Annotated in this window: 13 protein-coding genes; 5 read left to right on the top strand and 8 right to left on the bottom strand. The window is 54.8% G+C overall.

The window, feature by feature from the left end; translation table 11 throughout:
• Nucleotides 1–37 precede the first annotated feature (37 nt).
• Genes AC52W5_RS10675 through AC52W5_RS10660 form a run of 4 tightly spaced genes read right to left on the bottom strand, consistent with a single transcriptional unit; the run spans nt 38 to nt 3,954 of the window.
• A complete protein-coding gene (locus tag AC52W5_RS10675) occupies nt 38–1,138 on the bottom strand; it encodes an ABC transporter substrate-binding protein (protein WP_495671006.1) in 1,101 nt (366 codons plus the stop codon).
• 11 nt (nt 1,139–1,149) lie between these two features.
• The gene (locus tag AC52W5_RS10670; RefSeq protein ID WP_074973438.1) at nt 1,150–1,950 is read right to left on the bottom strand and encodes an ABC transporter permease; all 801 of its coding nucleotides are present in this window, start codon (nt 1,948–1,950) and stop codon (nt 1,150–1,152) included.
• Nucleotide 1,951: 1 nt separating this feature from the next.
• A complete protein-coding gene (locus AC52W5_RS10665) occupies nt 1,952–2,851 on the bottom strand; it encodes an ABC transporter permease (RefSeq protein WP_074973686.1) in 900 nt (299 codons plus the stop codon).
• An 11-nt stretch (nt 2,852–2,862) separates the two neighbouring features.
• Nucleotides 2,863–3,954, bottom strand: coding sequence for an ABC transporter ATP-binding protein (locus AC52W5_RS10660; protein ID WP_107761866.1), 1,092 nt, complete (start codon nt 3,952–3,954; stop codon nt 2,863–2,865).
• A 215-nt stretch (nt 3,955–4,169) separates the two neighbouring features.
• On the opposite strand from AC52W5_RS10660, the gene AC52W5_RS10655 reads away from it, so the two are divergent.
• On the top strand, nt 4,170–4,487 hold the full coding sequence (locus AC52W5_RS10655; protein WP_495670972.1) for a DMT family transporter: 318 nt from the start codon (nt 4,170–4,172) through the stop codon (nt 4,485–4,487).
• Nucleotides 4,488–4,610: 123 nt separating this feature from the next.
• Here the strand turns inward: AC52W5_RS10655 and AC52W5_RS10650 are convergent, their stop codons facing one another.
• The 4 genes from AC52W5_RS10650 to AC52W5_RS10635 all read right to left on the bottom strand — a co-directional run bounded on the left by AC52W5_RS10650 (nt 4,611) and on the right by AC52W5_RS10635 (nt 9,205).
• Nucleotides 4,611–5,432, bottom strand: a complete 822-nt coding sequence (locus tag AC52W5_RS10650; RefSeq protein WP_074973434.1) for a methane monooxygenase/ammonia monooxygenase subunit C — start codon at nt 5,430–5,432, stop codon at nt 4,611–4,613.
• A 711-nt stretch (nt 5,433–6,143) separates the two neighbouring features.
• On the bottom strand, nt 6,144–7,658 hold the full coding sequence (gene ubiB, locus AC52W5_RS10645) for a ubiquinone biosynthesis regulatory protein kinase UbiB (RefSeq protein WP_074973431.1): 1,515 nt from the start codon (nt 7,656–7,658) through the stop codon (nt 6,144–6,146).
• Nucleotides 7,659–7,726: 68 nt separating this feature from the next.
• Complete coding sequence (locus AC52W5_RS10640) at nt 7,727–8,308, bottom strand: ubiquinone biosynthesis accessory factor UbiJ (RefSeq protein ID WP_495670971.1); 582 nt, start codon at nt 8,306–8,308, stop codon at nt 7,727–7,729.
• A gap of 12 nt (nt 8,309–8,320) precedes the next feature.
• Entirely contained in the window at nt 8,321–9,205 is an 885-nt protein-coding gene (locus AC52W5_RS10635) for a Tim44 domain-containing protein (RefSeq protein WP_495670970.1), read from the bottom strand.
• Between the two features lie 118 nt (nt 9,206–9,323).
• Between AC52W5_RS10635 and AC52W5_RS10630 the strand changes: the two genes are divergently transcribed.
• The 4 genes from AC52W5_RS10630 (at nt 9,324) to AC52W5_RS10615 (ending at nt 14,250) form a co-directional block, all read left to right on the top strand.
• Complete coding sequence (locus AC52W5_RS10630; RefSeq protein WP_495670969.1) at nt 9,324–9,476, top strand: hypothetical protein; 153 nt, start codon at nt 9,324–9,326, stop codon at nt 9,474–9,476.
• 221 nt (nt 9,477–9,697) lie between these two features.
• Nucleotides 9,698–10,579 carry a universal stress protein gene (locus tag AC52W5_RS10625; RefSeq protein WP_074973425.1) on the top strand — a complete coding sequence of 294 codons (882 nt, stop codon included), beginning with the start codon at nt 9,698–9,700 and terminating at the stop codon, nt 10,577–10,579.
• Nucleotides 10,580–10,637: 58 nt separating this feature from the next.
• Nucleotides 10,638–11,768: an acetate/propionate family kinase gene (locus AC52W5_RS10620; RefSeq protein WP_495670968.1), complete on the top strand. Its 1,131-nt coding sequence runs from the start codon at nt 10,638–10,640 to the stop codon at nt 11,766–11,768.
• 58 nt (nt 11,769–11,826) lie between these two features.
• A complete protein-coding gene (locus tag AC52W5_RS10615; RefSeq protein ID WP_495670967.1) occupies nt 11,827–14,250 on the top strand; it encodes a phosphoketolase family protein in 2,424 nt (807 codons plus the stop codon).
• Nucleotides 14,251–14,398 lie beyond the last annotated feature (148 nt).

The following is a 14,398-nucleotide window of genomic DNA, read 5'->3' as shown; positions in this document are numbered from 1 at the left end:
GTTTTTTTCTCGTATGGATGAGCAGGAATTATAACGATTATCGCAATTTAATTTCTGTCCACAAGCGGCTCAGCAGTCGCCGCTGCTTGCGATCGAGATCGCGCAGCATTTCAAGCCGGGCAATCAGTTCCGGATCGGGAAAAATGGCCTTGTTGCTTGCAATCTCGGGCTGGATGTATTGCAAAGCGTCGAGATTGGGATTGCCTGAGCCGATGAGGTTGGTGAGTTCTGCGGAATTCTTTCCATCCAGCATGAAATTGATGAATTGGTGAGCAAGATCGGGGTGTTTCCCGCTTTTGTGCAGAACCATGCTGTCCACTGCCAGCACCGCTCCCTCTTTGGGCGTCGAATAGCTGATCGTGAATTTTCGTCCGGTTTTCTGTGCGTCAAGCGCCGCCTGGAACATGTCGTTGGAATAACCGTGCGCCACCCACAGATTTCCCACCGCCAGTTCCTTGATGTAGCTGGTATTGCTGAAGGCCGCCCAATAGGGCTTGGCACGCACGATCAGATCGGCAGCCTCCTGCCAATGCCTCTCATCCGTGTCGTTCACCGAATAGCCCAGATACTTGAGCGCGGCAGCCATCAGCTCGCGTTGGCTGTCGAGCACGGTCACCCGTCCCCTGATTTTTTCCAGATATCTCGGCTCGAAAATAATTGCCCAGGTATCAGTCGGCAGGCCAAGCTGCTCGATCTTCTCCTTGTTGAAACCGAGCAGAGAGAGCGTGTAGGCGTAGGGGACCGAGTATATATTGCCGGGGTCGAAGGCCGTATCGAGATAGGCGGGGTTGATATTCCTGAAATTAGGCAGCAGCGATTTGTCCAGCGGACTCAGTACTCCCTGGCGGATGAGAGTGTCGAGCGCATTACCCGTGGGAACGATAACATCATAACCGGTGGCGCCCGCCGCGAGCTTCGCCAGCATTTCCTCGTTATCGGCATAATAATCCTGCGACAAGTCGCACTTGCAGGATTCCTCGAAACGCGTAACGGTTTCCGGCGCGATGTAGTTATTCCAGTTGAACAGGTGCAGGACATTTTTACCGCTGTTGGCCGCATCCGGATTCTGGGGACTGCACCCCGCGGTGAACGTTAGCAGTGACACCAGCAAGAAAAAGGGGAGTCGTGAAGAGTTCATCATTTCGCCGCTTATTTTGCCGTGTGAGGTTTCGCGCTCCCTTCCGAGGAGCCGTTTGATTCAAGCCGGGCGGCAATGATGATCATGACCAATGTCAGCAGCATCAATAATGTGGAGATGGCGTTCACTTCAGGCGTCACCGCCACTTTTATCATCGTATAAATCTGGATCGGCAGAATCGGTTCGCCTACACCCTTGGTAAAGAATGTGATGACAAAATCATCGATGGACAGGGTAAACGACATCAAGGCCCCTGCGACCACAGCCGGCATGATGAGCGGCAAGGTGACGAGCCGGAAAGTTTGCCACGGCGATGCGCCGAGATCGCGCGCCGCTTCGAAGATGCTTTCATCCATTCCCTGCAGCCGCGCCCGTACGATGATGGCAACAAAACCAATGCAGAAGGTAGTGTGCGCAATGATGATGGACACCATTCCGAGCGTGAAATTCAGGACTTGCAAAAAGAATAGCAGGATCGATACCCCAAGCAGGATTTCGGGCATTGCCACTGGAGTGAATACCAGTACCGGCAATACCTTGAGCTTGTACCGGTGTATCGCCAGGCCGGACATCGTGCCCAGCAGGGTTGCACAGAAGCTGGCGCACAGCGCGATGATGAGCGAGTTGCGTGCCGCCAGCAGCATCTCGGTATTGTTGAACAGCGCCTTGTACCAGAACAAGGTAAAGCCGACCCATTCAGCATTCAGCCTGGAATCGTTGAACGAGTACAGCACTACGATGATCAGCGGGATATAAAGGAAGGCGTAAACCAGCACGGCCGCGGACCACAACCAGGGATTGCCGCGCTTCATACTATAGCGCCCGTTGGCCGGTTGCAGAGCGGGCGAACCATGTCGTCAAGCCTGCTACGGACAGTACCGCCAGTGTCAGCATGATCGATAACGCAGAACCGAAAGGCCAGTCGCGCGTGCCCAGGAACTGATCCTTGATCAGGTTTCCAATGAGGATATCGCCTGTGCCGCCGAGTATGTCCGGCACGGCGAACATGCCCAGCACCGGAATGAATACCAGCGCGGACCCTGAAAATACGCCCGGCAGGGATAGCGGCCAGGTAACCCGCCAGAAGCGTTGCCAGGCATTCGCACCCAGATCTTGGGCCGCATCCAGAAGCGAGGGGTCGTGCTTCTCCAGGTTGGTATAGAGAGGCAGCACCATGAACGGCAGATGTACATACACCATGCCAACCAATACCGCAAAAGGCGAGAATAATAATGTGACCGGGGCGATTCCGAATGCGCCGAGAACAGTATTGACAAAGTGGCTGAGCGCGGATTCCGGGCCGAGAATGATCATCCAGGCGTAGATGCGGATGAGGAAATTGCTTGCGAATGGAAGTATTACCAACAGCACCATCAGGTTGCGCAAGTGTTTTCTGCTGCCGGCAATCAGTACTGCCAATGGATAAGCCAGGATGAGACAGATCAAGGTGGTGCCGAACGCAACCGCGAACGATTTAAGAAAGATCTCCGTGTAGATAAAGTCACTGAAAAAGAAATGATAAGCGTCCGAGGTGAATCCATATTCGCCAATCGCTTTGTCCGATGGCAGTGTAATGGGTGCCAGACCACCGAATTCACCCGGAAAGCGAAACGAGGTGAGAATCATGATCAGGCTGGGTGCAACAAAGAACACTATCAGAAACAACAGGGGCGGCCCGCTCACCAGCAGCCGGGCAAGCCGCTTTTCTTTCATTTCGCCCTTAATCATTGGGAATCATTGAGAAAAATGCCCGCATCGTGGCGCCAGGAGATCGTTACCTCGTCATCCACCTCGAAAAACTTGGCCCGGCCAGGAGCGGAATTTGGCAGTAAAGCTTCAATATAGGCACCGTTGACGAGTTCCACAATATAAGTGGTTACGTCGCCGACATACAGGAAGTCGTGCACTTTGCCGCGGAAATGGTTTTTTAACTGCGATTCATGGGATGGGTGAGAAATTCGCACCTGCTCCGGGCGGATGGCCAGCACACCCTTGTCGCCCACCTCCACACCTTCCCTGGCCGGCGCCGTTACCTCCCCCAGTCCTTCTATCGCGAGTTTCAGATGCGACGGAACAGCTTCCATAACCGCTGCATTCATCACACTGATTTTGCCGATAAAATCTGCAACGAAATAATTTCTCGGAGCACTGTAGATTTTAGAGGGTTCGTCTATCTGCTCGACATTCCCCCGGTTCATGACGGCGATGCGATGCGATAGCGCCAGCGCTTCATCTTGTGCATGAGTGACAAAAATAAAGGTAATGCCGATTTCTTTCTGGAGATTGATGAGCTCGATCTGCATCTCTTCGCGCAACTTTGCGTCGAGTGCGCCCAATGGTTCATCGAGCAGGAGCAGCCGCGGTCGATTCACCAATCCTCTGGCGAAAGCCACGCGCTGTTTCTGGCCGCCAGAGAGTTCGTGTGGAAAGCGATTGCCGAAGTTCGGCAGGTGAACCCGCTCCAGCAGTTCATTCACCCTTTTTTTTATTTCCTGTGGCGCTTTGCCTGCCATCTTGAGGGGAAAGGCGATATTGTCCGCCACCGTCATGTGCGGAAATAAGGCATAGGTCTGGAACACGGTATGGACAGGGCGTTTTTCCGGCGGGATGCCTACCATATCCTTGCCATCCAGCAGGATTTGACCGGAGTCCGGCAGATCGAACCCGGCTATCATCCGCAGCAGCGTTGTCTTGCCGCAACCGGATGGACCCAGCAGCGTGAAGAACTCGCCGGCTTCTACATCGATGCTGACGTTGTCGACCGCAGTGTAACTGCCGAAACGCCGCGTAACATTACGGATTTCCAGGAGCGCCATAGTCGGGGAAAATCAAGGTAAAACTCGACATTTTACCAAAATTTATGAAGCAACTGCTGCTCCCGCCATTCTCTTAAGGGACTTCGAACGCTATGATAAAGCGAGAGTCTGCAGGCAGTCAGGGCCATGCTAAAAAACAGAAAATTTCCGGTGCTGCAGTGCGAGGCTGCTGACCTCGCCGCAGCTTTCACATTCGATTTCGAAGGAGAGTCATCATGAGTTGGACCTATCTTGTCTTGGCAGGGTTGTTTGAAATCGGATGGCCTGTCGGGCTGAAGATGGCACAAGAGCCGTCGTCCCGTGTAACCGGTGTCGCTGTAGCTCTCGTCTTTATGGCCACCAGTGGCCTCCTGCTGTGGCTCGCCCAGCGTCAAATCCCTATTGGTACCGCTTATGCGGTCTGGACCGGTATCGGAGCTGCCGGCACGTTTCTTGTCGGCGTCTTCTTCTACGATGATCCGACGTCCATTGCTCGATACCTCGGGGTTGCGCTCATCGTCTCCGGTGTTGTCATACTGCAGCTGGCACATTGAGGTTCCCAGGCAACGCCGTTTCATGTAACCCGTCCGACGGCAGTCCGTTAACCCGCTTACAAAAAACCCCATCCCTGTGAAAGCGGATGGGGTGTGCTGCAGCAGTTACAACTGGATTAAAACTTAACCAACGTTATCCAGGATCACTCGGCTTTGCTTGTTCCATTGCACGTCCATGAGGTTGGAGAACCGTGCAATGACCTGGACGGCGAGGCCCCCTTGGAACAGCCCGGCCCAGGCCAGTACCACGAAGCCCCAGTGCAGCGGTGCGCTGAAGAGTTCCTCCATGAACCAGAAGGCATGGCCCCATTCGTTCAGGCCGACGTTCGGGAGACTCATGATTGGGCCGGCAATGACCATCACCAGCGGAAACGAGGTCGTCTTGTTGTAGAGTGGCAGTCGCGTGCTGGCATAGATGTACATCGATACGCCCATGATGATGTACATCGGGAACGAGCCATAGAACAAAGGAATATGGCTGGGAGTGAAACTGGTGTCACGAATGATCACCTGGTGCCATGAAGCGTCCTGCTCGGTGAAGAAGCTCGATCCCCAGTAGACGCCGAACAGGTATACCCCCAACCACATCAGGAAATAGAAGTACCGCTTGATCTCCTGCTTGATCGTCAGGCTGGCCAATTCCTCCTTGGTGCTGCGGGTCTTCCACAGCCACCCCCAGTATAAGGCGGCCATGGTGGGCCAGAGTATCATCTGGAAGCGCCACAGCCCCATCCAGACTTGCTCGAACTCCGGTTCCATGGAGTCCATCCCATGGGAATAGGCGTAGGTGCGTTGAAACCAGACCCAGAAAACCGCCATCCCCAGTATCGGCAGCAGACCCAGCTTGTAGAACCTGGAGTCATACCACTCCGACATATCGTAGGCAGGAGTGCTTGCCTTCGTCGCCTTATCTACTACTACTCTATTTTCAACTGCAGTAGCCATCACCAGCTCCTTTTGCAAATAATCCAGAATCCTCGAGGGAATCTGGAAATCAAGAACAAAGATTCAGGGGAAGTGCAGGAGGAGTACTTCCCCTGGCGTCTCCACGGATCAAAAGAGTGCTGCCGCAATATCCAAGGGGTTGAGGGAAGGTCCCCTTGGCAGCCTCAATGGATCAGAAGAGCGTTACCGCCAACAGTGCTACCGTCATGCCCGTAAAATATGAAAGGGCAAGGAGTTTTCCTACTTTCATCATCCTTCTCCTTATCAAAGCCGCGCCTTTACCGATACCGCGGTTTGTTAAGAAGTTGTGATCTTTTTGTGAAGTTTCTGTTATATTACTGTGAAGATGCTCCCTGGTCAACCCAATTCCCCTTCAAGGATTTCTCATGAAGGATGGACGGGAAAGGTCTCGGACGACGAGCTAGATGAATCAAGCCAGCGGCTCAATCCAGCGAATCAACTCAGGACGTGAGTTCCCTTTGCAGGGCGCTGGGGTGTTGCAGGGATTGCGGGGGGAGCACTGGACGTGCCGGACAAAGGGAATTCAAAGGGAACTCAAAGGCGCCGCCGCAAGCAGCGCTTGCGGATCACGGGCAATAACAGGCCATGACAGGTGAAGCACCGCCTCAAGTAATGGGCGGCTTGCGTGGCCTTTGACTTAGCGGAAAACGAGGATAGGAAAGATCTTTGCGTGCGAAAAAATCTCCGCCCTTATTTCCCCAGATGCCACAGTATCACTATGATCAGCAATACGATGAAGATGGTGAGTCGCCGGCTCTCACGTTTTTTCTCCAGGATAAACCGGTCCATCTTTTCTTCCAGGGCACTGGTGCGTATCTCCGTCAGGGCATGATGCATCAGGCGGGGAAACTGGGGCATGATTACCGCCCAGCTCGTGGCTTCCTTGCGCAGGCGGTGACTGAATCCCCTCCACCCCAACTGCTCCGCCATCCAGTTTTCCAGGTATGGCTTGGCCGTCGTCCACAGGTCGAGATTAGGGTCGAGGTCCCGTCCCAGTCCCTCGATATTGAGCAGCGTTTTTTGCAGCATCACCAGTTGCGGCTGGATTTCGACATTGAACTGGCGCGATGTTTGAAACAGCCGCAACAATACCCGCCCAAATGAAATCTCACTCAAGGGCTTGTCGAAAATGGGTTCGCACACTGCGCGGATAGCGGTTTCGAAATCATTGACGCGCGTGTTTTTCGGCGCCCATCCCGCTTCCACGTGCGCTTCCGCCACACGCTTGTAGTCACGGCGGAAGAAAGCTAGGAAATTTTGCGCGAGATAGTTCTTGTCCTCGTCGGTAAGGGTTCCCATTATGCCGAAGTCGACTGCGATATATCGGCCGTCACTGCCGACAAAGATGTTTCCCGGATGCATATCGGCATGGAAATAGCCGTCGCGGAACACCTGGGTGAAAAAGATTTCCACCCCGACGCGGGCAAGCCGCGGAATATCCACTCCCTGCTCACGCAAGGCTGTGACATGACTGATGGGCGTGCCTTTGACGCGCTGCATCACCATGACACTCGAATAGCAGTAATCCCAGTAGACTTCCGGTACGAGAAGCAGGGGAGAATCCAGGAAATTGCGCCGCAACTGGCTGCAATTGGACGCTTCGCGCATCAGATCCAGTTCATCGTCGAGATGACGAGCGAATTCGCTCACGACTTCCCGTACCTTGAGCCGCTTGGCATCCGGCCAGACTTTTTCGAGCAGAAGGGCGCCTGTGTCCATCAGTGCGATATCATGGGCGATTACAGGCGCGATGCCGGGACGCAGTACCTTGACTGCGACTTCCGTACCATCATGCAGCACCGCCAGATGAACCTGGGCAATGGACGCGCTTGCTACCGGTTCCGCATCGAACAGCAGAAAAACTTCATTGACGGGTTTTCCATAAACCTCTTCCAGTGTCTTGAGGGCAATGCTCGAGGGAAATGGGGGCACCTGGTCCTGCAGTTTCGCCAGTTCGTCGGCGATATCGGGCGGCAGAAGATCCCGCCGGGTGGAGAGCATCTGGCCGAACTTGACGAAGATGGGGCCCAGAGCCTCCAGGGCGAGGCGGAGACGTTCGCCACGCGCACGGTCCAGTTTACGCCAGAATGTTGCCGCTCTGACGACAGGTCGCAGCAGACGCAGACGCTCGTGGCTCAGGAAGAATTCGTCGAGGCCGAAGCGGAATGAGACGGCGAGTATTTTGAGAAGACGAAAGAAACGCATTTATCCTATTCTGCTACCCCGGTTCACCCAGGGAGTTGCTCAGATGTTCCTTGATCTTCTCAGTTCACTTATAAAGACTTGTTTATGAGGCTTTCCACACGCAGTTCCAGTTCTAACACATGATCCTGCAATCCGGCCACTTCATCGGCAAATGTGCGCATGTCGGTCGGCTTGGCAAGTACCGGCTGTTCTTCGGTGAGGTACTCCATCAACGCCTGAGACAAATTATGAAGGGTTTCGTTATGCCAGTAGATCAGGTTTTCCCCCGCGCGGACCACCCGGTGAGCGAGGAGGTCCCCCATCACATCGCTTAAATCCTGCTCCACGTCCCAGCGCAGATTCTGCCCGATCTCGAGGATTTCCTGGCCGAATATGTTATCCCCGGAAATTCTGACTTCACGGTATGCGGCTTCATCGCGGACAAGCAGGCGTGGCAGCAACGCCGGCATGATGGTCAGGATGGCGTCGTTGCCAGCAGCGGTGGATGCCGCCGCCACCTCGCCGGTAGGCTGGATGACGACGGCAAGATCAAAAAAAGGTGGGACGCGAAAACGGGCAGTCTTCCCGGCGCACGGCTGTAGCCGTTTGCGCGCCCAGCTTTCTCCACGCAGCATATGGTTGAGCGGCGCTATCGCCACCGATGCCAGCATGGAATCCGGTCTCTAGGAGACTTGTTGAATTCCAGCGAGCAGCCAGACAGCATCAGGATCTTTGAGATCCTTTTGCACGTGCCAGATTTCATCGAACGCTTCCGGCGCTGACTGGGGCGACTCGCGCAACTGACCATTGAAGCGGACACTGGCAATTGCCATGTCTTTTTCCGTGACCACTTCAAGCAGCTGCGCATTGATCGCCAGCACGTCGGTCCGTTGGGGCTCGTTACCGCGCTCGTTGATCTGCATGCTGATCTCTGCATACATCTCGGGGGTAGTATATTCCCGGATATCGTTCAGGTCGCGCGCATCATTTGCTGCCTGCAAGCGTATGAATGAAGTCTTCGCGTTACGCAGGAAAGGTTCCACCTGAAAATCAGCGGGAATATTGGCTGTGCCGGAAACCGGTGCCACCGCGCTTGCTCTCGGGGTTGTCTCCGATCCGGAGCCTGTGGCGGATGTTGCTCCGGGTGTGACGCCGTGATCGGTTGAGGTCCCCTGCATGCCCGAATACTGCATCGGGCGAGCCGAGTGTTCCTGCCTTGGTTTGCGCAGCATGCGCATGACAAAAAAGACCCCGCCGATCAACGCTGCCAGCATCAGCACGTCCATCATATTGATTCCTTCGAATGCGCCGCCCATGAAAAGCGCAGCCAGCAATCCTCCCGCCGCTAAACCGGCCAGTGGTCCCAGCCACTTATTGCCGGCTGGGCGTGCGGCTGCTCCGGGCGCGGCGCTGGGCGTCTGTCCGGGCTGGGGTGCTGCCTGCTGGCTCATGGATTCCCGTTGCTTGCCCATACTTTGACCGCCACCGAAGCGTTTCGCCTCGGCATCGAAGGCCGCCAATCCGAAGCTGAAAACGGCCAGGGTCAACAGAGTCAATATTTTCTTCATGAAGGTCTCCCGGAGGATACGTTAAAGTAAAGAGTATAGCACCATCAATTCAAGGAAATGTCGCCTAAAATCAGAATCGCTCACGTCTTTGAGGAATCCTTTCAGGGATGAACGATTGATGGAGGAAAAACAGTTCAGGGAGGGGGAGGAATTGCCCTGGCAGTCCGGCAGCAAGGGATGGCAAAACATCTGTCATATGAGGGTTGACGTACAGACGCAGTCGAAGATCATGTCTCTAATCGCCAGTTTGATGCTGGATGCGGTATCGTGATTTCCCGCAACGCTGCTGGCAGTATAAGGAACAGGGTAAAGGGTGCTTGCTGACAAGACCGAAGGCGCGAAGGACTGAAGGATCGCAGGGGGCGGAAAAATCATCCGGTTTATCCTGTTCCAGCTATCGCAGCATCTTTTGACCGGATATCTTCAATCTTCAGCCTGATTTCAAGGGACCGTGTTCGACAGATGCGACAGGTGCTATTGCGAGGAACATAGGTGGAGATTCAACGCATACTCATCGCCACCGATTTCTCCCCCCGCGGCGAAAGAGCGGTGCAACGCGGCGCGCAACTTGCCGCGGAGCATGCGGCCGAGCTGTATCTGTTGCATGTCCTTCCCGCATTGCCGCTCGAAGTATTCAAGCGCCTGATAGCCGAAACGCCGCTGGAAACAGAACAGAGACTCTACAACCGGGCAAAGGCGGCACTGCAGAACAGGGCGGAAATACTGGCATTGAAAGGCATACGGGTAAAGCATCACGTTGCCATCGGCAGGGCGCACCTCGAGATTAACCGCTATGCCCAGTCCCATCATGTGGATCTCATCGTGATCGGGGATCAGGGGGAAAGCTTCGCGCGCGAATTCTTTTTGGGGACGACCGCATCGAAAACGCTCCGTACCGGCCATCACCCCTTGCTGATCGTCAGGCAGGAGCCCAGGGATAAGTACAAGCACGTGCTGGTACCTGTCGATTTTTCGAAAAATTCCCTGAATGCGCTGGAGATGGCATTGAAAGCTGTGATGGATGCATCCATTCACGTATTGCATGCGGTGGAAATGCCGCTCGGGCAGAAAATGAAGCAGGCAGGCTTCGATGCAGAGCAGGTTGAACACTTTCGCAGCCAAATATTGATCCATGCCCGCGAAGGCATGGAGAAGATAGTGAGCGATTACGCGCACGGGGACAGGCGTGTTGCATCCCTTATCGAATACGGCCATGCACCGGATATGATCCGCGAGAAAGCGCAGGCACTCGATATTGATCTCATCGTGATAGGCAAGCGTGGTCAGACAGAACTGGATGAGGCGCTATTCGGGTCAGTCACAAAGCATGTCCTTTATGAAACCCCTTGCGATGTGCTCGTAGTCAACCCGTAATATGATTGTCTTAATATGATGCTGTAATTCTAAGATGCTGGCGGAGCGCTGAATCCTTATGCGTTCAGATCAAGTCCTTGCCATGAAAATTTTGACGGTCAACACAGGTAGCTCATCGGTACGCGTGGCAGCATTCGTTCACCATGAGGAAAAACTGACGGAGCTTGCGAGTGTCAGGGAAGATTCCGGCGGTGAACCGGAGAGCACTCTCCAGGAATTCGTGCAGACCCACAAACTTGCCAAGATAAACGTCGTGGTGCATCGCGTCGTGCATGGAGGCATGCGCCTTACTTCCCCTTGCCTGATCGATCGGGATGTGGAAAGGGAAATCGAACGTCTCGCGCCGCTGGCGCCCTTGCACAATCCTGTGGCATTGAAATGGATATGTGGCGCCAGTGGAGTATTCGGCGCTCGTACACCGCAAGTTGCAGTATTCGACACCGCGTTTTTTACCCATCTCCCGACAGTTGCGCAAACTTACGCCATCCCGCACGAGCTGACCGAAAAATACAGATTGCGCCGGTACGGCTTTCACGGACTGGCGCATCAGGCCATGTGGCGGGCTTGGCGCGACCAACATCCGGACCTTCTGCAAAATGGAAAAATCATCTCGATGCAGCTCGGCGCCGGTTGCTCGATCACGGCGACAGATAAGGGATTGCCTTGCGACACTTCCATGGGATTCTCGCCTCTGGAAGGGCTCATGATGGCGACACGCTCGGGTGACCTAGACCCGGGTCTGATGACGTTTTTGCAGCGGCAGGAGAGCTTGACGCCGGAGGAGATGGATCGGCTGCTGAATGAGCGGTCCGGTTTATCGGGAGTATCAGGAATCAGCGCAGATATACGAAAGCTGTTGAAATCGGAGGATGAGCGCGAGCGCCTCGCGATCGATTTGTACTGCTACCGTGCGCGTAAATATCTGGGTGCCTATCTTGCTGTGCTGGGCGGGACAAATGCAGTGGTTTTTGGCGGAGGTGTAGGGGAGAACGTTCCAGTCGTGCGGGAAAAGATTCTGGCAGGAATGGAATGGTGCGGAATCCATCTTGATGCGAAAAAGAACAGCGATGCGAGCGGGATGTCATGCATCAGCAGCGAAACAAGTAAGGTCGAGGTGTGGGTAGTTCCCGTGAATGAGGCGGCAATCCTCGCACAGGAAGCAGAGGCAGTCATTTCCAGCCGCCGCTAGCCTTGCGTCAGTGCCGGGATTGGCAGTAACCAGTGCCTGGAAAAAAGGAGGATTCAATATGAACCGTGCTTCGCCTGCAGTACAAACCCAAAGCAATCCGCTCTCGCCGGACGAACTGCGCAAGATCGATGCGTATTGGCGCGCCGCCAACTATCTCTCGGTGGGGCAAATCTATCTGCTGGACAATCCGTTGCTCCGGGAACCCCTCACGCTTGCACATGTCAAGCCGCGGCTGCTGGGGCATTGGGGCACATGCCCCGGCCTCAGTTTTATTTACACGCATCTGAACCGGGTGATAAAGAAATTCGATCTGGATATGTTCTACATATGCGGGCCAGGCCACGGTGGACCGGCAATGGTGGCGAATACATGGCTGGAGGGCAGCTACAGTGAATTCTATCCCCGCATTTCAAGGGATGAGGCGGGAATGAAGAGGCTGTTTCGGCAGTTTTCCTTTCCCGGAGGGATTCCGAGCCATGTTGCCCCGGAAACGCCGGGCTCGATAAACGAAGGCGGGGAACTGGGTTACTCGCTTTCGCATGCTTTTGGAGCGGCCTTTGACAATCCGGATCTCATCGTGGCGTGCGTGGTGGGTGATGGAGAAGCTGAAACCGGACCGCTTGCAGCCTCCTGGCACTCGAACAAATTTCTCAATCCGGTCCATGATGGAGCGGTGCTGCCTATTCTGCATCTCAATGGCTACAAGATCGCAAATCCGACGATACTCGCGCGCATCAGCCGAGAAGAACTGGAAGACCTGTTTACGGGGTACGGGTACGAGCCCTATTTCGTGGAAGGGTCCGACCCCGAGCTCATGCATCAGGCAATGGCTGTCGTACTGGACGCTGCAATCGAGAATATCCGGAGAATACAGCGGGAGGCGCGCAGCCGCGGACCAAATCCGGGGAAGAGCCGGGAAGCTATCATCTATTCCCGCTGGCCGCTGATTATCCTGCGTAGCCCCAAGGGCTGGACCGGACCGGAAGAAGTGGATGGGAAAAAGCTGGAAGACTACTGGCGCTCACACCAGGTACCCCTTGCGGAACTCGGCTCAAAGCCGGATCACCTGAAGCAGCTGGAAGACTGGATGAAGAGCTACAAGCCCGAAGAGTTATTCGATGAGAACGGTTGCCTCATGCCGGAGCTGGCGACGCTTGCCCCCGAAGGCAATCGGCGCATGGGCGCGAATCCCCATGCCAATGGCGGTCTGCTCCTGAAAGAGCTGGAAATGCCCAATTTTCGCAGCTATGCCGTTGACGTACCTGTGCCGGGAACGGAAGTGCGTGAAGCAACACGAGAAATGGGTAAGTTTCTTCGCGACGTCATGAAACTCAATCTGGATAGCTGCAACTTTCGGGTAATGGGACCGGATGAGACCAGTTCGAACCGACTTGACGCCCTGTTCGATGTAACAGCACGAACCTGGGTTGCCCAGCGGCTACCCGAGGATGAGCGCCTCTCTCCCGACGGGCGGGTGATGGAAATATTGTCCGAACACATATGCCAGGGCTGGCTGGAAGGCTATCTGCTTACCGGACGCCACGGGCTTTTTTCCTGCTATGAGGCTTTCATCCACATCGTTGATTCCATGTTCAACCAGCATGCCAAATGGCTCAAGGTCAGCAAGGAAATCCCTTGGCGGCGGCCCATCGCCTCCCTCAATTACCTGTTGACATCGCATGTGTGGCGCCAGGACCATAACGGCTTTTCCCATCAGGACCCCGGTTTTATCGACCATGTCGCCAACAAGAAGGCAAGTATCATTCGTGTTTATCTTCCGCCGGATGCGAATACCCTTCTTTATATTACCGACAAGTGCCTTCGTTCCCGAAATTTCATCAACGTCGTCGTCGCGGGAAAACAGCCCGCGCTCCAGTGGCTGGATATGGATGCGGCCATCAAGCACAGCAGCGCAGGTATCGGTATCTGGGGGTGGGCGAGCAATGATCAGGGGGGCGAGCCGGATGTAGTCCTGGCTTGCGCCGGCGACATTCCTACCCTGGAGACGCTGGCTGCCGTGGATCTGCTGCGGCGTCATGCACCCGAGCTCAAGATAAGAGTAGTCAATATCGTCGACCTGATGACCCTGCAGCCCCAATCGGAACATCCGGACGGGCTTTCAGACTGGGACTTCGATACGCTGTTCACAACCGACAAGCCCATCATTTTCGCTTATCACGGCTATCCCTGGCTGATCCATCGCCTGACTTACCGTCGCACCAATCATCCCAACCTGCATGTGCGCGGCTACAAGGAGGAAGGCACCACGACTACGCCGTTCGATATGACAGTGCTAAACGATCTGGACAGGTTTCATCTGGTAATGGATGTGGTTGACCGTGTACCCAAGCTGAGTCCCAAAGGCGCCTACCTCAAGCAACTGATGCGCGACAAGCTGATCGACCATAAACGCTATATCAGGCAATACGGCGAGGACATGCCGGAGATACGGGATTGGCATTGGCCTTCACACGGCTCGTAGCCACTGCCTGTCCAGGAAAACCGGGGATTAAAAATGTTTTTATCATCGTGCATGCTATATTGAAATGTAACTCCAGTAACTCCAGTGTCTTCATGGGAGCGGCCGTTCAAAGGGACTGTACATTCACATAAGAAGCTTCTTTCCGGAC

The organism is Nitrosospira sp. CT (genome assembly GCF_059489795.1).
The sequence above is the reverse complement of the archived record's forward strand: the minus strand, read 5'-3'. Positions and strand labels throughout refer to the sequence as shown.